Origin of the sequence: Enterobacter sp. LM3, assembly GCF_046622475.1 — a bacterium.
GTDB classification, from domain to species: Bacteria; Pseudomonadota; Gammaproteobacteria; order Enterobacterales; family Enterobacteriaceae; genus Enterobacter; species Enterobacter cloacae_P.
This window is the reverse complement of record NZ_JBJURN010000005.1, coordinates 58,889-79,770: the sequence shown is the minus strand read 5'-3', so window position 1 is coordinate 79,770 and position 20,882 is coordinate 58,889. Positions and strand designations below refer to the sequence as shown.

Genomic DNA, 20,882 nt, shown 5'->3' with positions numbered 1-20,882 from the left:
TTCGTGTTTTCACCCTCTCCCGTAGAGAGGGCAGGAGTGAGGGCATCAGGCCGCAGGGTCTTGCTCTCACTTTTTATTTTCATTCCTCCCACCTCCCACGCTTTTTTTCTTCCTCTCTGCTGCGATAATTAACGTAATGGCTTTGCAGAGGAAAATACTATGGATTACGAATTTCTGCGCGACATCACCGGAGTGGTGAAAGTGCGTATGTCGATGGGCCACGAAGCCGTTGGACACTGGTTTAACGAAGAGGTGAAAGAGAACCTCGCGTTACTTGATGAAGTGGAACAGGCTGCGCAGACGGTAAAAGGCAGTGAGCGATCCTGGCAGCGTGCCGGACACGAATATACGCTGTGGATGGACGGCGAAGAGGTGATGGTGCGTGCCAACCAGCTTGAATTCTCGGGCGATGAGATGGAAGAGGGGATGAGCTACTACGACGAAGAGAGCCTGTCGCTGTGCGGCGTTGAAGACTTCCTCAAAGTGGTGGCTGCGTACCGTGAGTTCATGAAACAGAAATAACACCCCGGAGCATCCCTGCTCCGGGCCCGTTTTACACGGCCGGAATATTGCGGCCGTAGTAGATTTCGCGCATCTCTTTCCAGAGCCGGTCAGTGATGACCTTGCGCTCTTCTTCGCTCAAATCTTCCGGTCTGGTATGGAACATGTAGTGCTTAAGGTCGAATTCCTTAAGTAACATCTTGGTATGGAAGATGTTTTCCTGATACACGTTCACGTCCACCATGTCGTACAGCGCCTTCATATCATCGGACATAAAGTTCTGGATGGAGTTGATCTCGTGGTCGATGAAGTGTTTCATGCCGTTGATATCACGGGTGAAACCACGCACACGATAATCAATGGTCACGATGTCGGATTCCAGCTGATGGATTAAGTAGTTCAGCGCCTTAAGAGGCGAAATCACGCCACAGGTAGAGACTTCAATATCTGCGCGGAAGGTACACAGACCGCCTTCAGGATGGCTTTCAGGGTAGGTATGCACGCAGATGTGACTTTTATCCAGGTGGGCCACGACGGCCTCTGGCAGTGGGCCTGGATGTTCGGTGTTGTCGATAAGCTTAGGGTCGACCGGCTCTTCGCTGACCAGAATCGTCACGCTGGCACCCTGTGGCTCATAATCCTGACGGGCAATATTCAGGATATTTGCGCCGATAATAGAGCAGGTTTCTGACAGGATCTCGGTCAGACGATTGGCATTGTAGAGTTCATCGATATAGGCGATATACCCATCGCGCTCTTCTGCGGTTTTGGCATAGCAGATATCGTAAATACAAAAACTCAGGCTTTTGGTCAGGTTGTTAAAGCCATGCAGCTTAAGCTTTTTCAATTAGCTCACCCCCTTAGAGGACAGCGCATCTTGCAGGTACTGCGGCAAGGCAAATGCGGCAGTATGGATAGCCGGATTGTAGTATCGGCACTGAAGACCGGCCTGGTGGAAACGGGCCTGAATAATTCCGGTGGAGAGATGACGCAACACTTCGTTATCGGTCGCCCAGGCGAAAGTCATGATCCCGCCGTAGTAGGTCGGAATAGCGGCCTGATAGAAGCTGACGTCACTAAAGTAAGTGCTCAGCTTGCGGTGGCTGTCGAGGGCTTCATCCTGCTGCAGGAAGCAAACACCGTTTTGCGCCACAAAGATCCCCCCTGGTTTCAGGCAACGCTTACAGCCTTCGTAGAAAGAAGAGGTAAACAGCGATGCGCCAGGGCCGATAGGATCAGTGCAGTCGGAGATAATCACATCAAAGGTTTGCGTGGTCTGATTAACGAAGTTGACGCCATCATCAATGACCAGATTAAAGCGCGGATCGTCATAACTACCGGCGCTGTGGTTGGGCAGATACTGGCGGCAGAAGGAGACGACGCCTGCATCAATTTCCACCATTGTGATGGTTTCAATGGATTGATGACGGGACACTTCGCGCAGCATGGCACCGTCGCCACCGCCGATAATCAGAACGTGCTTCGCGTGCCCGTGTGCCAGTAGCGGTACGTGGGTCATCATTTCGTGATAGATAAACTCATCGCGCTCGGTGGTTTGCACCACGCCATCCAGTGCCATCACGCGGCCAAAGGCGGCGTTTTCGAAGATGACCAGATCCTGATGATCGGTTTTCTCGTGATAAAGCACGTTATCGACGGCAAAGTATTGACCAAACTGGTCATGCAGCGTTTCATGCCATACCGGGTTATCGGTCATGAGTTGACACCTCCTTTGTTAACATTCGTTACCCCAGAGAATTGGGCGCAACATGCATAGCTAACTATAACCGTGGGTTCACGGTTATAGCGGTCAACAGGGGCGTCGGGAAGGTTATTTCACGTAGGCGAGCAGGCTGAGTGAATCACGAGCCAGCGCTTTGCATTTTTTTGCAGTGGGGATGCCAATACCGCTTAAATCGCGGTAGCTGTCTTCACCGAGCGCCTTCATGTCGAAGCTGTCGTAGTTGCTGAGATCCCATTGGTTCTGCTGGGCAAAAAAGACCAGTGCGCGACGAATCTGCCCGTTGGGTAAATTCTGGTAGCCACAATCGTTTTTCAGGAATACAAAAACTGCCGTTAAATCGGCCATATCTTCCGCTTCGTTTTCACTTAGCGCATAGCTGTTCGCACACATTGCCATCAGGCTGCCGAACAAAATTGTCCTGAAAAACGTCTTCATTGCTTCTACCACTGCATCACGGAAAATTAACGTTAGCATACTTGATGCCAGGGCGACGATCTTTAATTATTACCGCTTTACTTGACCTTCCGGTAAGGGGAGGGTTTATGCTCAAAATATCGCCTGCAGGAAATAAGGAAATGAACATGCAACGTCGTGATTTTTTGAAATATTCCGCTGCGCTGGGGGTTGCCAGTGCATTACCACTGTGGAGTCGTGCGGTTTTTGCGGCTGACAGACCCACCTTACCGATTCCCGAATTACTCACCGCTGATGCCCGTAGCCGCATCCAGCTTGTTGTTCAGTCCGGTAAAACGACCTTTGGTAAGCATAACGCCACAACGTGGGGTTATAACGGTAGCCTGCTTGGCCCGGCCATCCAGCTACGCAAGGGGAGCGCCGTGACGGTTGATATCCACAACACGCTGGCAGAAGAGACTACGCTGCACTGGCACGGTCTGGAAGTGCCGGGGGAGGTTGATGGTGGGCCGCAGGGGATCATCAAGGCTGGTGATAAGCGTAGCGTCACCTTTACCCCCAACCAGCGCGCAGCGACCTGCTGGTTCCACCCACATCAGCACGGAAAAACGGGCCATCAGGTGGCGATGGGGCTGGCCGGTCTGGTACTGATTGAAGATGATGAAAGCCGCCTGTTGCGCCTGCCGAAACAGTGGGGCATTGACGATATCCCGGTCATTGTTCAGGACAAGAAATTCACTGCAGACGGTCAGATTGATTATCAGCTGGATGTGATGAGTGCGGCGGTAGGCTGGTTTGGCGATACGCTGCTGACTAACGGCGCTATTTACCCGCAGCATGCCGCCCCGAAAGGCTGGCTGCGTTTACGTCTGCTCAATGGGTGTAATGCGCGTTCGCTGAATTTTGCTGCCAGCGATAAACGTCCGCTGTACGTGGTGGCGAGTGACGGCGGGCTACTGCCTGAGCCGGTTAAGGTGAACGAATTGCCGATGCTGATGGGCGAGCGATTCGAGGTGCTGGTGGATATCAGTGATGGCAAATCGTTTGACCTGGTCACGCTGCCGGTGAACCAGATGGGGATGGCCGTCGCACCCTTTGATAAGGCTCACCCGGTGTTGCGCATTCAGCCGTTGCAGATTGCCGCCTCCGGTACGCTGCCGGATACGCTAAGCACGCTCCCGGCCTTGCCTTCACTTGAGGGCTTAACCCAGCGCACGCTGCAGCTCTCAATGGATCCAATGCTCGACATGATGGGGATGCAGGCGCTGATGGAGAAGTACGGCAATCAGGCGATGGCGGGTATGCAGCACGGGCAGATGATGGGCCACATGAATATGGATCACGGGAAAATGGGCGGCATGGGGAACATGAACCACGGCGATCATGGCTTCGATTTCCACAATGCCAACCGGATCAACGGCAAAGCGTTTGACATGAACACACCGATGTTTGCTGCCACAAAGGGACAGTTTGAACGTTGGGTTATTTCCGGTGTTGGCGACATGATGTTGCATCCATTCCATATTCACGGTACGCAGTTCCGCATTCTCTCGGAGAACGGTAATGCACCCGTTGCGCATCGCGCGGGCTGGAAAGATACGGTAAGGGTTGAAGGTGGAGTCAGTGAGGTGCTGGTGAAATTCGACCATGAGGCACCGAAAGAATTTGCCTATATGGCGCACTGCCATCTGCTGGAGCATGAAGATACGGGGATGATGTTGGGATTCACGGTTTAAAGCAGGTGCGGCCTGATGCCCTCACCCTGACCCTCTCCCATAGGGAGAGGGGACAAACACTAAAAACGGCAACTTTCGTTGCCGTTTTGCTTTTATTTGCCTTCGTCAGGCAATGCATACGCGACAATATAGTCGCCCATCTTCGTGCCAAACGAACCATGACCGCCCGCTGAGATGACAACGTACTGTTTGCCATTCACTTCATAGGTCATCGGCGTTGCCTGTCCACCCGCGGGCAGACGGCCTTGCCACAGTTTCTCACCGTTGGTCATGTTGTACGCGCGCAGGTAGTTATCTGCGGTCGCCGCGATGAACAGCACGTTACCGGCGGTAGAGATTGGGCCACCCAGCATTGGCATACCCATATTGAACGGTACCGGAACCGGCATCGGGAACGGCATGCTGTCCTGTGGTGTACCAATACGTTTCTTCCACACGATCTGGTTGGTTTTCAGATCCAGACCGGAGATATAACCCCAGGCTGGCTGTTTACACGGCAGGCCAAACGGTGACAGGAACGGATTCAGGGTCACGCCAAACGGTACGCCGTACTGCGGCTGAATACCGGATTCTGTACCGGTACCTTTCGCGTCTTTCGGCGGTTCCATTGGGTTGCCCGGGCCACGTGGGATCAGTTTAGACACGAACGGCAGGGCCATTGGGTTAGCAATCGCCACCTGACGGTTCGGGTCAACGGAGATCCCGCCCCACTCGAACATCCCCAGGTTACCCGGGAAGACCAGCGTACCCTGCTCAGATGGCGGAGTGAAAATGCCTTCATAGCGCAACTGATGGAACATCACGCGGCACACCAGCTGGTCAAACATGGTGGCACCCCACATGTCTGCACCGCTGAGGTCTTTCTTCGGACGGAAGCTCAGGTCAGAGAACGGCTGCGTTTTGCTGACGTAGTCGCCTTTTGCCGCGCCTTGCGGAACCGGTTTTTCCGGAGCCGGAACCACCAGTTTACCGTTGCTGCGATCCAGCACGAAGATGTTACCGGTTTTCGCCGGGGCATAAATCACCGGAACGGTTTTACCGTCAACGGTAATATCTGCCAGCGTCGGCTGGGATGGCATGTCCATATCCCACAGGTCGTGGTGAACGGTCTGATAGCTCCAGACCAGCTTACCGGTAGTCGCGTTCAGCGCCACGATGGCGCTCGCATAACGCTCCTGCTCCGGCGTGCGGTTACCGCCCCAGATATCCGGCGTGGTCACGCCCATTGGCAGATAGACCAGATCCAGCTTCGCGTCATACGCAGCCGGTGCCCAGGAGTTTGGCGAGTTAAAGGTAAAGGTGTGTTCGTCTGAGGGGATCGCGTTTGGATCTTTCGCACCCGGGTCGAAGGCCCACAGCAGTTTACCGGTATTCACGTCGAAGCCACGGATAACGCCAGAGGTTTCGCGGGTAGAGAAGTTATCCGTTACCGAACCGGCAACCACAATGGTTTTATCGGTGATGATCGGCGGTGAAGTTGGCTCATACAGACCCGGCGTGGTGTCCGGCATGTTGGTCTGCAGATTCAGGATACCTTTGTTGGCAAAGGTTTCGCACAGCTTGCCCGTTTCTGCGTTGACGGCAAACAGACGGCCATCGTTCACCGGCAGCATAATGCGGCGAGGGCAGTCGGCCACCACTTCAGGGCTTGCATTATCGGCACGCGCTTCGTGGTAAGAGACGCCACGGCAGGTGACATGCTGGAAGGACGGGTTGGCATTCAGCTGTGGATCGAAGTGCCATTTCTCTTTACCGGTGGCGGCATCAAGCGCGAACAGACGCTGGTGGGCGGTACACAGATAAAGCATGTCACCGACTTTAATCGGCGTCACTTCGTTGGTCAGTTCACCCGGATCGTTTGGCATCTTCAGGTCGCCGGTACGGAATACCCAGGCTTCCTTCAGGTTTTTAACGTTATCCGCGTTGATTTGCTTCAGCGGGGAGTAGCGTTGACCTTCCTGATTACGACCATAGGCCGGCCAGTCTCCGTCAGCGACCTGAGAGATGGCTGCAGCAGGCGTTGATTCCGTATTGAGCGTACCTTTGATCTCCTGCGGGTCGTTAAAACCGGCCCAGGTCAGGATACCGCCGCTGATCAGCAGAGCGACAACGAGCGCTGCTACGGCACCGCTGGACGGTACAATCAGGCGACGCCAGACAAACGGCAAAATCAGCCAGATACCAAAGAACACCAGAATGTCACTGCGTGGCGTCAGTGCCCAGAAGTCGAACCCGGCTTCCCAGACGCCCCAGATCATGGTTGCGAGGAGGAGGGCAGCATAAAGCCACAGTGCAGATTGCTTTCTGCGCCAGAGCAGGACGGTTACGCCAAGCATAACCAGGCCCGCAATCGGGTAGTACCAGGAACCGCCAATTGCGACCAGCCAGACGCCACCGATTAACAGGTACAAGCCGCAAAAGGCGGCAAATAGCGCTGTTAGTGTCACCAGTAGACGCGACTGTTGAGTTTTTGTTTCAGCCATAGAAAATGTACTCGTCAGTTTTGTTAATTATTTGCTAGCAATTAATTATAGGTATTAGCAAGTGTGATCGGAATCACAAAAATTGCTTTTTATAACTCATACGCCAGGGTTATCCATTTGCTGGTATAATGGCGAGCTTGCGTATCGATGCTGGAAGATGATTCATCCGCATTGAGAGATTTTCATTAAAATCATATGGTTAGTAATATGAAACATACTGTTGAAGTGATGATCCCGGAAGCCGAGATCAAAGCGCGTATCGCCGAACTGGGTCGTCAAATCACCGAACATTACAAGGACAGCGGCAGCGAAATGGTGCTGGTGGGTCTTCTGCGTGGCTCTTTCATGTTTATGGCAGACCTGTGCCGTGAAGTGCAGGTGTCACATGAGGTCGATTTTATGACCGCCTCCAGCTACGGCAGCGGCATGTCCACAACCCGTGATGTGAAAATCCTGAAAGATCTGGATGAAGATATTCGTGGCAAAGATGTGTTGATCGTTGAGGACATCATCGACTCTGGCAACACGCTCTCTAAAGTGCGCGAGATCCTGAGCCTGCGTGAACCGAAATCCCTGGCCATTTGTACCCTGCTGGATAAACCAAGCCGTCGTGAAGTGCAGGTACCTGTGGAATATGTCGGTTTCGCCATTCCTGACGAGTTCGTTGTGGGTTATGGCATTGACTACGCGCAGCGTTATCGCCATCTGCCGTATGTCGGGAAAGTGGTGCTGCTGGACGAGTAATACTCGTTGGGTGTGGTCTGGTGCCCTCACCCTGGCCCTCTCTCACAGTGAGAGGGAGAAAACGTAGGCCGGGTAAGGCGTAGCCGCCACCCGGCTTTTTTACGGGCACTTATTTATGGTTTACGTGCTTGAGTTTGAGGTTTGCAATACCCGAACGGTAGCGCTGCTCCAGCGTTTCACGGTTAGTGGCGGTCACTTCCAGGTTACGCAGCAAACCATCATGAATGCCGTACGCCCAGCCGTGGACGGACACTTTCTGTCCGCGTTTCCAGGCCGATTGCATAATGGTGGAGTGCCCCAGGTTATAAACCTGCTCCATGACGTTCAGTTCACACAGCGCGTCGAGACGATGTTCCTGCGGCATTTCGCCCAGCAGTGAGCTATGTTTGAACCAGATATCGCGGATGTGCAGTAGCCAGTTATCAATTAACCCCAGCTCCAGGTTTTCAACCGCCGCCTGCACGCCGCCGCAGCCGTAGTGGCCGCAAATGATGATGTGCTCGACTTCCAGAACGTCAACGGCATACTGAACAACAGAAAGGCAGTTAAGATCGGTATGAATCACCAGGTTGGCGACGTTGCGGTGAACAAACAGTTCACCCGGTTCGAGGCCGGTCAGGCGCTCTGCCGGAACGCGGCTGTCGGAACATCCAATCCATAGAAAGCGCGGGTTTTGCGCTTGTGCCAGCTTCCCGAAAAATCCGGGGTCTTCTTCCACCAGCATTTTTGACCATAGTGCATTGTTGCTGATGAGTGTATCTATGTCATTCATGGAGGTTAACGACCTGTAACCAAGTGATTGCGTTGCGCTACTATAGGGTAACCCGACTTTTAATGAAACTACACAACGTGTGTCAGAACTATAGGTAAGTTTAATTCATGGCGATTGCACTGGAGCTTGAGCAGCTTAAGAAAACCTATCCGGGCGGCGTTCAGGCCTTACGCGGGATAGATCTCAAAGTAGAAGCGGGTGATTTCTATGCGCTTCTGGGGCCGAATGGGGCGGGAAAATCTACCACCATCGGGATTATCAGTTCGCTGGTTAACAAGAGCTCTGGCCGGGTGAGCGTGTTTGGTTACGACCTGGAAAAAGATGTGGTCAACGCCAAGCGCCAGCTGGGGCTGGTACCGCAGGAGTTCAACTTCAACCCGTTCGAGACGGTACAGCAGATTGTTGTCAACCAGGCGGGGTACTATGGTGTAGAGCGTAAAGAGGCGATTGCCCGTAGCGAAAAGTACCTTAAACAGCTGGATCTGTGGGAAAAACGTAACGAACGTGCGCGGATGTTATCCGGTGGCATGAAGCGCCGCCTGATGATTGCCCGCGCCCTGATGCATGAGCCAAAACTGTTAATCCTGGATGAACCGACCGCAGGCGTGGATATCGAACTGCGTCGTTCAATGTGGGGGTTCCTGAAGGATCTCAATGACAAAGGCACGACCATCATTCTGACCACTCACTACCTTGAAGAGGCGGAAATGCTGTGCCGCAACATCGGCATCATTCAGCGCGGTGAGCTGGTGGAAAACACCTCGATGAAAGATCTGCTTTCCAAGCTGAAATCAGAAACCTTTATTCTGGATTTGGCACCGAAAAGCCCGCTGCCGGAGCTGGAAGGGTACCAGTATCGTCTGGTGGATACCTCCACGCTGGAAGTGGAAGTGCTGAGAGAGCAGGGCATCAACAGCGTCTTTTCCCAGTTGAGTGCCCAGGGCATTCAGGTATTAAGTATGCGTAACAAAGCGAACCGACTGGAAGAGCTGTTTGTCTCTCTGGTGCAGGATAAACAAGGAGACAAGGCATGACGCATCTTTACTGGGTCGCGCTGAAAAGCATCTGGGCGAAAGAGATCACCCGTTTTATGCGTATCTGGGTACAAACCCTGGTACCGCCGGTTATTACCATGACGCTCTACTTCATCATCTTCGGTAACCTGATTGGTTCCCGCATTGGTGAGATGCACGGTTTCACCTATATGCAGTTTATCGTGCCGGGTTTGATCATGATGGCGGTGATCACTAACGCCTACGCTAACGTGGCGTCATCGTTCTTTAGCGCCAAGTTCCAGCGCAACATTGAAGAGCTGTTGGTGGCACCCGTGCCAACGCACGTCATCATCGCCGGGTACGTGGGCGGTGGCGTGGCGCGTGCTCTGTGCGTAGGGATCCTGGTAACGGCGATTTCGTTGTTCTTTGTACCGTTCCAGGTACACTCGTGGCTGTTTGTGGCGCTGACGCTGCTGATGACGGCGATCCTGTTCTCGCTGGCCGGTTTGCTGAATGCGGTGTTTGCGAAAACGTTTGACGATATCAGCCTGATCCCGACCTTCGTGCTGACGCCGCTGACGTATCTCGGTGGAGTGTTCTACTCCCTGACGCTGCTGCCGCCGTTCTGGCAGGCGCTGTCCCACCTGAACCCGATTGTCTACATGATCAGCGGCTTCCGCTTTGGTTTCCTCGGCATTACTGACGTGCCACTGTTCACCACCGTGGCGGTACTGGCGGTGTTTATCATCGCTTTCTACCTACTGTGCTGGTATCTGATCCAGCGTGGCCGCGGGCTGCGCAGCTAACCTTCTGCCCGGCAACCTTCCGTATGCCGGGCGCTTTTCTTTGACAGTTATCACCGTAAATTCACCATCACTCCGCTAAACTACTCGCCTGCTAAGGAGAGAGCTATGCTGGGATGGGTCATCACCTGCCACGATGAACAGGCGCAGGATATGTTGCTAAAGCTTGAAGCCAGGTTTGGCCCGCTGGTGCAGTGTCGCGCGGTTAATTACTGGCGAGGGTTGAGCACCAATATGCTTGGCCGAATGATGTGTGATGCCCTGCATGAAACCGACACCGGCGATGGGGTTATCTTTCTCACCGATAAATCTGGTGCTGCGCCGTATCGTTCCGCCGCCTTAATGAGCCATAAGCATGACTGCTGTGAAGTGATTTCCGGAATTAGCCTGCCATTGCTGGAGTTAATGTATCCACAGCGTGAATCATTAAACAGCAAGGAGTTTCGTCATGCGATCGTGGCGCAAGGTGCCCCCGATGTCAGTAGTTTATGGCATCAGCAGCAGAAAAACCCACCTTTCATCCTGCTTCACGATCTGTATAAGAATTAAACATTGGTATTGATGTCGCTTTTGCTACAATGACATCAGTTCTTCCGTACCGATAAAAACATAATGTTTACGCGTATTCTTCTCCTGCTTTTGGTGTTCGTTTCCGGCGTCAGTTCAGCCAGTTTATTAAGCCAGAAAAGGCTGCCTGCTCAATATATGCAAACCACCGAAGATGCGGCGATCTGGGCGCAGGTGGGGAACAATGTGATCAACGTGGGTAATGTCCGTGCGGGGCAGATCCTGGCCGTGGTACCCGCAGCGGCAGACTATTATGAATTTCGCTTCGGTTTTGGTACGGGTTTTATCGACAAGGGGCACCTGGAGCCGGTTCAGGGAAAACAGCGCGTTGAAGATGGCCTGGGCGACCTGAACAAACCCCTTAGCAATCAAAACCTGGTTACCTGGAAAGACACCCCTGTTTATAATGATGCCGACAACGGCAGCGCCCCTTTCGGTACATTAAGTGCAAATCTTCGCTATCCGATCCTGAACAAGCTTAAAGATCGTCTGAACCAGACCTGGTTCCAGATCCGTATCGGTAACCGTCTGGCGTGGGTCAGTAGCCTGGATGCCCAGGAAGATCACGGTATTCCGGTCATGACTTATCACCATATTTTACGTGACGAGGAAAACACCCGTTTTCGTCATACCTCCACGACAACCAGCGTGCGTGCCTTCAGTAACCAGATGACCTGGCTTCGCGACCAGGGCTATACCACGCTGACGATGTACCAGCTTGAAGGGTACGTACGAAATAAAATAAACCTGCCGGCGAAGGCGGTGGTGCTCACCTTTGATGACGGCCTGAAGTCCGTTAACCGCTATGCTTACCCGATCCTGAAAGAGTACGGGTTTAAGGCGACGGCCTTTATCATCTCGTCACGAATCAAACGTCATCCGCAGAAGTGGGCACCAAAATACCTGCAGTTTATGAGTGTGTCGGAACTGGAGCAGATGCAGGATGTGTTTGATATCCAGTCACACACGCACTTTTTACACCGTGTGGATGACAACCATCAGCCGATTTTACTGAGCCGCAGCTACCACGTTATTTTGTTCGACTTTAAGCGCTCGCGGCGCGATCTGGCGCAGTTCAACCCACATGTTCTGTACCTTTCCTATCCGTTTGGCGGCTACAACGAGAACGCGGTTAAAGCGGCGAACGATGCCGGTTTCCATCTGGCGGTGACGACGGTGCGGGGGAAAGTGAAGCCAGGGGATAATCCGTTCCTGTTGAAGCGGCTGTATATTCTCAGAACGGATTCTCTGGAAACCATGTCGCGGCTGATCAGCAACCAGCCGCAGGGGTGATCAGTTGTAGCTTATTGTAAATGTGGCGGTTGATGAAAAGCTCCCTGCTTTAATCTCGCCTATCTTCTTCAACTTCCCTGAGAACGGGATCTGGTAATAGGGTTGATACCAACCGTCATTCCCACTGAAATTTGCGCCAACTGACGCACTGCCATCAACTTTGATGGCTTCCCAGCTATTGACAAGCTGTGCGGCGAGATCGACACCAACGCCCTCTGCTGTGCCGCTTTGGTTGATTAACGTATTACCGTCTGCCGTGTGGGCACCGTTCACCGTAATGCTGATGCTGTTCATACTGCAATTGTATAAATCCAGTGTAAAACGTCGTTCAGCCGTATAGCCGCTGGTCTTGTCAAAATCAGAAACGAAAAAATCACCAAAATTCACATCATAATGATCCCGCATATTCGAGTTATTGATGGAGTAGGTGAGGCAGGTGGGCTCATTAAGTTTAAATAATACGGAGCCCGTCGTGACATTTATTCTTATGATGTTGGCGGTGCTATCGCCCATTTTCAGGATGCCTATTGTTCCCGGTATTGCCATGACATTTGTCTGCCCTGCTTGGGGGCGATAGTCCGGGGTTTGGTACAGGGAGAAGAATACATCCCAGTTAGGTTCACTATTCTTATAACCGCCGCCAACGTACTCATCACTCGTCACAGATGCTCCTGGTTGGGTTGGCATATTTAAATACAGCTGGTTACCGCCAGCACAGTCGTTAGCACATCTTATTTCCATGGTATAAACAATGCCGGGAACGTTAGTTTTCAACAGCCCCTGGCCATTACCGGAATCAGATAGAATGTGACTGTCCATCATCCCGGCATCAGGGGCTGTGTATGTCACTGCGTTATTGCTTTGGGGGGAAGGATCACACGTTATTTCGGACCCCTGCCCCCCTGGAAATAATGCAGCGGTTGTCTCAGTCACGCCGAGCCCTACTGCGCCACTCGTTCCCCCAATGGGTGAAATAAGCTGATTAGCTGTCCAGAAGTTGGGTAGGATAATAGTCTGAGAACTTTTGAAATAGCATTTATAATTTGTCGCAAGCACCTGCCCGGCAAAGGAGAATAACGTACAAAATAAGAGGAGCAGTAAATAACGTCGTTTCATCATAAATCCTTTTATTGATAGGTGACGTTGATCACGACATTACTGGTGACCACGCCGTTGCTGATATCGCCGGTATTCTGATAACGGGCATAAAAGGTATAATCGGCGGGAAAGTGCGGCTCCGCTTTCCCGGAAAGGTCATACCCCACGTCTGAACTGCCATCGCTTTTGAGTACGTTGCTATGGTACTCCTCAGAAAACACCACCACGCCAACGTTGTTGGCCTGTCCCTGGGTGGCATTATTGGCAAAAACCTGTTTGTTCACCGGGTTTACGCCAAACTTTGGCGCAAACTGGAAATGAAGCTGCTGGCTGCCGCTTCCCGCTGGCGCAGTATCGCAGCTCACCACCTGAACGATAAACGGTGTGCCGCCGGCATCGGTTCCCGGCTGCAGGCGGTTGCTGCTGTCGGGGTTGTAAAACCAGTCGCGAGAGACGGTGGGCAGCGTTATATCACTGCCGTTCACCAGGTTTATCTGGCAGGTATTTGCCACAATCCGGGCGGAGAAATTTACATCCATGCCGCTGTCTTCCGCCTGGCTGAGGGCGGGCCAGTGCCCGGCCAACAGCGTGGTGAGCAGTACGAGCGTTGGCCGCATAAAAAGAGGAATCTGTCGCATTTTGCCCGCCAATGACTTACTCGTAGGTAACGATAAACGTGACCGGTGATGTCGCCTGGCCTGCAGTGACATCTGCCGCTGTTTTTCCGTTCGCTACCACCCATTGCGCAAACATATTAAACACCACGCCGCTCGGGTTGTTTCTGCTGCCAAATTCATGTGTGTAGGCATTAGACGGTGTACCGTTTACGCATTTAAGCTGGGTATCGGTACCCGATGACATGACGCGTTGCCCCACCAGCACAGCGGTATTGGTGGCCCCGGTGGTGGCGTAATTATCGCCGGAGCAACTGTTGCCCGCGCCCGGCTGCGCCGCGACGTTGATTTTCAGTACGCCCTCGCATTCTGTGAATGAGATTTGGAAGTCTTTCTCGATGGGGGCGGTGGCGATGTTCTGAAACTGGCTGATAAAGATATCGCCAAAATCAATTTCACTGGCCGGAACATTGTTATACATAACCTGGCCGGTACAGGTAGCGGGCAGAACCTCCGTTTCAAAGGTTCCCTGCAAGCTGGTGGTACCGGTAATACCCGACGCATCGCTTGCTGTGCTAAATAACCCGCCCACGATAGCCAGTGCGAGAAAAAGAGAATTAGATTTCATTATAGAACTCCGTTATATCGCAGAAATTATTCATAGCTAAAGTTGAACGTGGCGGTGGCCTGGAACTGACCAATCCCTGGGTTTGTTTTGCTGTATTCCCCGGTTGGTACCAGACGAGCCAGCAGCATGACTTTCCCGTCTTTGGCTTTATCCATCTCATCTGCGGTCCAGATAATGACTTCCGACCCGCTTTCCGAGGTGTTAGTACCAGAGAAGATCTTAAAATAGTTGGTTGAGGCGCTGGCGCGGGAAATCTTCACCCCCAGGGCGCTGGTAGCGTTGCGACTGTCACTGGTGCCGGGCAGCAGAATGGTGGCGTCGTTGGCATAGGGGGTGCCGCTGATGGTGGTTTTTATACCACTAAACGATGTTGGACAATTTTTCACCTCCAGAGAAAAGGTGGCCATGTTGGGTGCTGTGGTGGTGTTGTCATCCTTATGGTGGATGATGTCGCTCAGCGTGACCTGCCCCGTGCCAATCGTAATGGTGGCAGCGGCATTAGCGCCGTTAATGGTCATATCGCAGGTGGTGTTGCGAATATTCGCGTTAAACGTCACATCAAAGGATTGATCGCCTGAACCGGCATTCGCAGTCACAGGGAGGGTTGCGCCGATCGCCAGTGCCAGCATAGCTATGGGCAGGCTGCGACGATGAGGGTATTTTTGGTGATTCATCAAGGAAACTCCCTGTAAAGTAACGATTGTTATTGCACGTGACAACGTTGGTTGCTCAGGAGGGGGGTTAACCCGGCTTTTTGCGCGCTGTCGGTTATCTGGTAATGCACCGTGCAGGCGCTGCCCGCTTCTTTACCCCAGACAACCCGCAGGTTGCCTTTCTCCTCCACGCCGCGGACGTAGGCTTGTCCGGCCTGGCCTACGGTACCGACCTGCTCGCCTTTATCGGTCAGGACATCGGCACCAAGTGGAATAAAGCCCTGGTCATCACGAAGCAGTTCGAGAATTAAGGAACGCCCTTCGTCGGTGGCAAAGTTAACCTCTACCACCGCACCGTCGCGGGGGACGACGTTTTCGGTGGTGCTCTTTACTTCGACATCGTGTTCCAGCGTACTAATATTCAGTCCCACCCGATTTTCGCGATAGGCAGCGGCATAAGGCATAATCGCGTAGCCCGAGCGGTTAAGTTCACCCTGGCCATAACCCAGCGTTGCGCCTTCAGCGCCGCTGGCATGGACCAAAATAATCGGGGCATCGTCGCTCAGGGAAGTGGGTGCCAGCGTCATACCGCCTGCGTGCAGCACCATTCCGCCGTTATAGCTGGCGGAATACTGTTTGTCGCCGTTATCAGAGAACGATGATGAGACAGAGAGCGGCCCATACGGGCTTTGCCATGAACCGTAGCCGCTAAGCTGATTCAGATCGCCATAATCGCCGTGGTTGCTGGCGGTACTGACGGAATAGCTAAACTTGCCATCATCCGTATTACCGTTAGCGGAATTGTTGAAGCTGGCGCTACCTGACATATCGGTATTCACGCTCATATTGAGGTTGCTGAAACCGGCCAGCCCTTTACGATCGCCAGAGAAAACATCCAGAGGAATGTTGATATTAAAATAGACGCTATCGTCCTTCGCGCCGTATTCGTCGTAAGTACGCTGCAGTGCAATGCTGTAGTTACCGAAGCGGAAACTGTTGTTGTAGCCGATGTTATAGCTGGAGTTATAACCGCTTTTATCCCAGTAGTTTTTCCAGGTTCCCGTAATATAGAACGAGCCATAGTTTTCTTTGTTAAACATCAGGGGCTGGCTGACGCTTAATTGATACTGGTTTTTGGTGCGTTCGTAGTTGGCATAAAGCTCGCTGCTGGAGCTGTAGGTTTGGCCATCACTAGCGCCATGTTTTATATCGTCGTTGAGCTGTGCGGCGTCATCCAGGCTGAGATAGTCTTTGGTCGAAAAACGGTATGCTGCGATGTTGAATGAGGTATCGGTTGTTTCCACCATTTTGCTATAGGTCAGGCGATAGCTCTGACCACTCAGCGAGCCCAAATCGTCGACGTTTGCCCGTGAATGTGTCACATCCAGAGCAAAAGCCCCGATTCGCGTGTTCATCGCCACGCCCAGCAGCCCGGCGTAAAAATCGATATCGGTATACTGCACGCCCGCGTAGCCGGTGAACGTATTATTAATACCGTAATAGCCGGTGGCGTAACCGACATAGGGTTTATCGCGCAGTGAGTCGTTATTCAGTTTGCCGCCGCCCACTTCCCAGCGCGTGGTTCCGGGACGCAGCATTTGCGTAACCGATGAGAACGGTACGATAAAGGAGCGCTTAGAGCCGTCAGCTTCCTCGACGGTCACTTCGATATCATTACCGTAACCCGTGGTGCTGAGATCGCTTAATTCGAACGGACCCGGTGGTACGGTGGTCTCATAAATTTTGCTGCCGCTCTGCATGACGGTGACTTTCGCGTTGCTGTTGGCGATACCGCGAATGATCGGTGAATAAGTGGTTCGACCTTCCGGGCGCATGCGATCGTCACTGTATAAGCGCATTCCGCGAATGCTGACCGAGTCAAAGGTATCGCCTGCAGTGTAGGTTTCTCCCGCCACAATCTGCGCCATTAACGCCGGAATATCACGTTGCAGGTAAATATCCTGGCTGGAATAATCGGAACCATTGTCGCTATCCCAGTTTAGCGTGCCACGAGAGCGCAAACGCCATGCCCCAAGATTCAGGCCATATTGCAAGCCGACATAGCCTGTGTCAGCGTTTTGTCCATCCGTTTCCTGGTGCCAGGCGTTAATGTTGTACGACAGCAGTGCCGCCGGAATACCTGCATCCCATAAAGAAGGGTCAACGTATCCCTCCGGGAGTTTTAAAACATAGAGCTGCGGTAGGGTTAATTCCAGCGTCAGTTTGGCAATATCGAAATTAACCGATGAGTTGGGATAGGATTTTTTAATGTCAACACAGGCGGTATTATCCTCTGCCACTTTATCGCCCAGCATAACGGTATTAACGCCAGCTTGTTTGAGGAGTTCCACCGTAATACAGGGAGCGGCGCGCGGCGTGCCATTATCCTTAAATTCAACGTCCTGCGTCGTTTTATTTTTTCCATCCAGGCTGATTTTTACCCGGTATGTGCCAGGCAATACCGGGTTACCTTGAGCATAGCGGCTGACGTCAACAGTACTTCCCATGTTCAACAGAAACTGGTCATTAAATTCCACCACTTCTTCCGTTTCAGGAACGGAAGAGGGGGCTGGCGTTTTTTCGCCTGCCTGAAGGGAAAATGGCAATGCTGCGTTGATAGCGAGACATAATAAAGAACGTCGAAAAAGCATAGCAAGCCCAGTCAATAGATGCAGATGGTTGTTATAATTAATTTGTATAAATTAATTTGTTTTTGCGGTTATTTTTTCCGTGCCGCCATAATCATTAATGGCGATATAATTGACTTCACCATTGGCGGTATTCGTTAACCCTTTAACGGCCATTGTTTCGCTGGAGAATGGCTTAATGGATTTGCTGTCAATCGCATATTCTTTTGCGCCAACTTTAAACGTCGCGCTGGATATTGACACGTTATACGGCGAGTCGTTCTTGCCCACCACGGACAGCGTGCTGCCCTGACGGGTTTGCGACCATTTCACCGCTTTCATGGCATCGGCAGGCGTTCCTTTTAAGCCATCGGGGCGGAAGAACAGTTTAATCCGGGTGCGAAAAGCGAGCTGTAACTGGCTTGCACTTTCACTTTCTTTCATTCCAGATTTCTTGGGAATTTCCAGCACGTTAAACCAGAATAGCGATTCCCGATCCTGCGGTAGAGGTTGCTGTAAATAGGTCACACGCACTGACTGGCCCTTACCGGGATCAATTCGGGTAATGGGCGGTGTAATGACAAACGGCAGTTTTAATTCCTGAGGATTAGCATTGGCACGTCCGTCGTCCAGCCAGATTTGCAATAACAGTGGGTTTTCGCCACGGTTGGTCATATTAACAATCACATCTTTCATGGATTGCTGGTAAACGATACGTGTGCCGGAAATAACGATATCGGCACTGGCCTGAAAAGAGGCCATGCTGACAGCAGTAGCGGCGAGAATGCGTAATCCGTTTTTTATGATGGGGCTGAACATAATGTGATCCACTTCCTGTTGGATTTAAGGGGAACATCCACTGGCGTTTGCCAGTGGATGAAAGCTAGCAACAATCCTGTTGCTTATTTGTAGTTCATGGTGAACGCTACTTGCGCCTGCACCGAACCACTGGTGACCCCTGTTGCGGGTCCCACATAGGCAACGACATAGTCCAGTTGGCCATGACCGTTAGCGTCGAGTGAGACAGACTGGGTGTCGTTAGCCTGATCGATTTTGATCTGATCCGTCTTGGTGTTACCGTCGTTGTGAAGAACCAGGCTAACGTTTTTCGCTGCACCCTGTACGTTAGCCGGTGGAACCAGCTCACCTGCGTTGTTGGAAGTCGTACCCGCCCAGGAGTTAAACTGTGCACTCGCAGATGCGACTGTATCGGCGGCGCAATCGACCACTAATGTAAATGGAGTCTTACCCAGTGTACTGTCCACGCCTGCAGTTGAGGTGGTGAAGTCGGCAACATTGACGGTAGGTAAATTGACGTTGAAATCGTTACCCGCTTGTGGGTTCAGCGGCTCATTTTTCATGGAAATGGTACAGGTATTGTTGTTAACCATCCCGTGGAACGTAATGGTTCCGTTATCGGACGTATACGTTGCCGCCATTGCAGAACCAGAAACAGCAGTCAAAACCGCAACAGCGACTGCATATTTTTGAATTTTCATAATCATAAATATCCATATTAGATAACAGATAAAAATTTTTATTTATCTGTTTTGTGCTAAAATAAACTGTATCCCGTTAAGGTTAAAACTGATCAGAATTTAATATTAACAAAAACATTCTATTGGCATTCTTTAGGAATGTTGATTTAATTATTCTAAATTTAATTTTTATTGAAATTAAATTCTTTCAATATCAGATGGTTATGTTGATTTATTGCTGTTTTTTTTGCGGGGGGAGATGGAGTTGATAATTTTTTTATGGATTTTTTTATTCATTTGAATATATATTATTTTGGGTTTTTTAATACATATATAATATATTTCGGCCGGGATTTTAGTGGGTTTAAAATGGAAAAAGAGCCAATAATATGAACTGGCTCTTTTTGTTTTTAAATTTATTCAGTAAAGAAATAGATCAGGCAACCTGAACCGGAATCGCTTTCGCAGTGCGCTTCATTTCGTTGTCGCCTTCAAAATAAGCCACTTTCGGCTGCCAGCGGCGCGCTTCTTCATCTGACATCATCACGAAGCTGGCGATGATCACAATATCACCCACGTCCGCGCAGTGTGCTGCCGCGCCGTTAACGGAGATGATTTTAGAGCCACGTTCGGCGGCAATCGCATAGGTGGAGAAGCGTTTACCGTTGTTCACGTTCCAGATATCAATGGCTTCGTTTTCCAGAATACCCGCCGCGTCGAGAAAATCCTGATCGATCGCGCAGGAGCCTTCATAGTGCAGGTCAGCCTGAGTCACTTTCACACGGTGAAGCTTACCTTGCAGCATTTTGCGAATCATTACGTTTACCTTTAATCATGCGTTAACCCCTCTTGTGAAAGAGGGGAGGGTGATAAAACTACGCCAGCTCAACCACTTTATTATCAATCAGACGTGCCTGGCCGAGCCATGCCGCCACCAGAAGTACCGCACGTTTGCTGTCGTCTGTCAGCTCCAGCAGCGTGTCAGCATCACGGATTTGTACGTCGTCAGAGCGGAATCCTTTATCGTTCAGGGCCTGCTCTGCGAGGGCAATGATCTCTTCAGCAGTCAACTCTTTGGCAAGAAGTTGTTCGGCCATGTTGTTCATGACCTTGCTCAGACCCGGGGCTATCTTACGCTGCTCGGCGGTCAGATAACCGTTACGGGAGCTGAGTGCCAGACCGTCTTTCGCACGCACAATTGGCACACCGACGATCTCGATGTCATAGCCCATATCGTCCACCATCTTGCGGATCAGCGCCAGCTGTTGGAAATCTTTTTCACCGAAGCAGGCGACATCCGGCTGCACCAGGTTGAACAGCTTGCTGACGATGGTCGAAACACCGCGGAAGTGACCAGGACGACTTGCCCCTTCCAGCATGGTTGAAATGCCAGGAACGTCGACGTAGGTCGCTTCGTCGGTTCCTTGCGGATAGACATCTGCAGGAGCCGGAGAAAAGACGATGTCCGCGTGGCGCTTTTTGAGCTTCTCGCAATCTTCCTGCAGAGTGCGTGGGTAGCGCACCAGGTCATCCGCGCGGTCAAACTGCATTGGGTTAACGAAGATACTGACCACCACGATATCTGCACGTGCTTTCGCTTCGTCGACCAGCTTCATATGGCCGTCGTGCAGGTTGCCCATGGTGGGGACCAGTGCGATACGTTTACCTTCCTGACGCGCGCGACGGATATGCTGGCGAAGCAGCGGCAGGGTTTCAATGATTAGCACAACGA

At 51.8% G+C, this 20,882-nt stretch carries 21 protein-coding genes; 7 read left to right on the top strand and 14 right to left on the bottom strand.

Annotation, left to right across the window (positions count from 1 at the left end):
• Positions 1–159 precede the first annotated feature (159 nt).
• A complete protein-coding gene (gene yacL / locus ACJ9N4_RS08105; RefSeq protein ID WP_182273773.1) occupies positions 160–522 on the top strand; it encodes a protein YacL in 363 nt (120 codons plus the stop codon).
• Positions 523–553: 31 nt separating this feature from the next.
• On the opposite strand, the gene speD is transcribed toward yacL, so the two are convergent.
• From speD to ACJ9N4_RS08090, 3 genes are all read right to left on the bottom strand, one after another.
• Positions 554–1,348, bottom strand: coding sequence for an adenosylmethionine decarboxylase (gene speD / locus ACJ9N4_RS08100; RefSeq protein ID WP_182273774.1), 795 nt, complete (start codon positions 1,346–1,348; stop codon positions 554–556).
• Positions 1,349–2,218 carry a polyamine aminopropyltransferase gene (speE, locus tag ACJ9N4_RS08095; protein WP_182273775.1) on the bottom strand — a complete coding sequence of 290 codons (870 nt, stop codon included), beginning with the start codon at positions 2,216–2,218 and terminating at the stop codon, positions 1,349–1,351.
• 114 nt (positions 2,219–2,332) lie between these two features.
• The gene (locus ACJ9N4_RS08090; RefSeq protein ID WP_014882582.1) at positions 2,333–2,680 is read right to left on the bottom strand and encodes a YacC family pilotin-like protein; all 348 of its coding nucleotides are present in this window, start codon (positions 2,678–2,680) and stop codon (positions 2,333–2,335) included.
• Positions 2,681–2,826: 146 nt separating this feature from the next.
• Here ACJ9N4_RS08090 and cueO point away from each other — a divergent pair, with 146 nt between their 5' ends.
• Entirely contained in the window at positions 2,827–4,395 is a 1,569-nt protein-coding gene (gene cueO / locus ACJ9N4_RS08085) for a multicopper oxidase CueO (protein WP_395121879.1), read from the top strand.
• 92 nt (positions 4,396–4,487) lie between these two features.
• Here the strand turns inward: cueO and ACJ9N4_RS08080 are convergent, their stop codons facing one another.
• Positions 4,488–6,878 carry a glucose/quinate/shikimate family membrane-bound PQQ-dependent dehydrogenase gene (locus ACJ9N4_RS08080; protein WP_182919414.1) on the bottom strand — a complete coding sequence of 797 codons (2,391 nt, stop codon included), beginning with the start codon at positions 6,876–6,878 and terminating at the stop codon, positions 4,488–4,490.
• Positions 6,879–7,085: 207 nt separating this feature from the next.
• Here ACJ9N4_RS08080 and hpt point away from each other — a divergent pair, with 207 nt between their 5' ends.
• Entirely contained in the window at positions 7,086–7,622 is a 537-nt protein-coding gene (gene hpt / locus ACJ9N4_RS08075; protein ID WP_182273778.1) for a hypoxanthine phosphoribosyltransferase, read from the top strand.
• A gap of 109 nt (positions 7,623–7,731) precedes the next feature.
• Here hpt and can read toward each other — a convergent pair whose 3' ends face one another.
• Positions 7,732–8,394 (bottom strand): carbonate dehydratase, encoded by a 663-nt coding sequence (gene can / locus ACJ9N4_RS08070; RefSeq protein WP_182273779.1) that lies wholly within the window; start codon positions 8,392–8,394, stop codon positions 7,732–7,734.
• Positions 8,395–8,501: 107 nt separating this feature from the next.
• Here can and ACJ9N4_RS08065 point away from each other — a divergent pair, with 107 nt between their 5' ends.
• From ACJ9N4_RS08065 to ACJ9N4_RS08050, 4 genes are all read left to right on the top strand, one after another.
• A complete protein-coding gene (locus ACJ9N4_RS08065; protein WP_182273780.1) occupies positions 8,502–9,428 on the top strand; it encodes an ABC transporter ATP-binding protein in 927 nt (308 codons plus the stop codon).
• The gene (locus ACJ9N4_RS08060; protein ID WP_182273781.1) at positions 9,425–10,195 is read left to right on the top strand and encodes an ABC transporter permease; all 771 of its coding nucleotides are present in this window, start codon (positions 9,425–9,427) and stop codon (positions 10,193–10,195) included. Before ACJ9N4_RS08065 ends, ACJ9N4_RS08060 begins: the two co-directional genes overlap by 4 nt.
• A 105-nt stretch (positions 10,196–10,300) precedes the next feature.
• Positions 10,301–10,741, top strand: coding sequence for a PTS sugar transporter subunit IIA (locus ACJ9N4_RS08055; protein ID WP_182919416.1), 441 nt, complete (start codon positions 10,301–10,303; stop codon positions 10,739–10,741).
• A gap of 63 nt (positions 10,742–10,804) precedes the next feature.
• On the top strand, positions 10,805–12,052 hold the full coding sequence (locus ACJ9N4_RS08050; protein WP_182919417.1) for a polysaccharide deacetylase family protein: 1,248 nt from the start codon (positions 10,805–10,807) through the stop codon (positions 12,050–12,052).
• Here the strand turns inward: ACJ9N4_RS08050 and ACJ9N4_RS08045 are convergent, their stop codons facing one another.
• From ACJ9N4_RS08045 to panC, 9 genes are all read right to left on the bottom strand, one after another.
• Positions 12,053–13,171 carry a fimbrial protein gene (locus ACJ9N4_RS08045; protein ID WP_411500387.1) on the bottom strand — a complete coding sequence of 373 codons (1,119 nt, stop codon included), beginning with the start codon at positions 13,169–13,171 and terminating at the stop codon, positions 12,053–12,055. It abuts the gene before it with no gap.
• Positions 13,172–13,179: 8 nt separating this feature from the next.
• Positions 13,180–13,788 (bottom strand): fimbrial-like protein, encoded by a 609-nt coding sequence (locus ACJ9N4_RS08040; RefSeq protein WP_182919419.1) that lies wholly within the window; start codon positions 13,786–13,788, stop codon positions 13,180–13,182.
• A 16-nt stretch (positions 13,789–13,804) separates the two neighbouring features.
• A complete protein-coding gene (locus ACJ9N4_RS08035; protein WP_182919420.1) occupies positions 13,805–14,392 on the bottom strand; it encodes a fimbrial protein in 588 nt (195 codons plus the stop codon).
• 26 nt (positions 14,393–14,418) lie between these two features.
• Positions 14,419–15,066 carry a fimbrial protein gene (locus ACJ9N4_RS08030; protein ID WP_182919421.1) on the bottom strand — a complete coding sequence of 216 codons (648 nt, stop codon included), beginning with the start codon at positions 15,064–15,066 and terminating at the stop codon, positions 14,419–14,421.
• Positions 15,067–15,095: 29 nt separating this feature from the next.
• Positions 15,096–17,696, bottom strand: a complete 2,601-nt coding sequence (locus ACJ9N4_RS08025) for an outer membrane usher protein (protein ID WP_182919422.1) — start codon at positions 17,694–17,696, stop codon at positions 15,096–15,098.
• A 51-nt stretch (positions 17,697–17,747) separates the two neighbouring features.
• Positions 17,748–18,491 carry a fimbrial chaperone gene (locus ACJ9N4_RS08020; protein ID WP_182919423.1) on the bottom strand — a complete coding sequence of 248 codons (744 nt, stop codon included), beginning with the start codon at positions 18,489–18,491 and terminating at the stop codon, positions 17,748–17,750.
• Between the two features lie 83 nt (positions 18,492–18,574).
• Positions 18,575–19,171 (bottom strand): fimbrial protein, encoded by a 597-nt coding sequence (locus tag ACJ9N4_RS08015; protein WP_182919424.1) that lies wholly within the window; start codon positions 19,169–19,171, stop codon positions 18,575–18,577.
• A gap of 415 nt (positions 19,172–19,586) precedes the next feature.
• Positions 19,587–19,967 (bottom strand): aspartate 1-decarboxylase, encoded by a 381-nt coding sequence (gene panD, locus ACJ9N4_RS08010; RefSeq protein ID WP_003856284.1) that lies wholly within the window; start codon positions 19,965–19,967, stop codon positions 19,587–19,589.
• 58 nt (positions 19,968–20,025) lie between these two features.
• Complete coding sequence (gene panC, locus ACJ9N4_RS08005; RefSeq protein WP_182273790.1) at positions 20,026–20,877, bottom strand: pantoate--beta-alanine ligase; 852 nt, start codon at positions 20,875–20,877, stop codon at positions 20,026–20,028.
• Between the last annotated feature and the right edge of the window lie 5 nt (positions 20,878–20,882).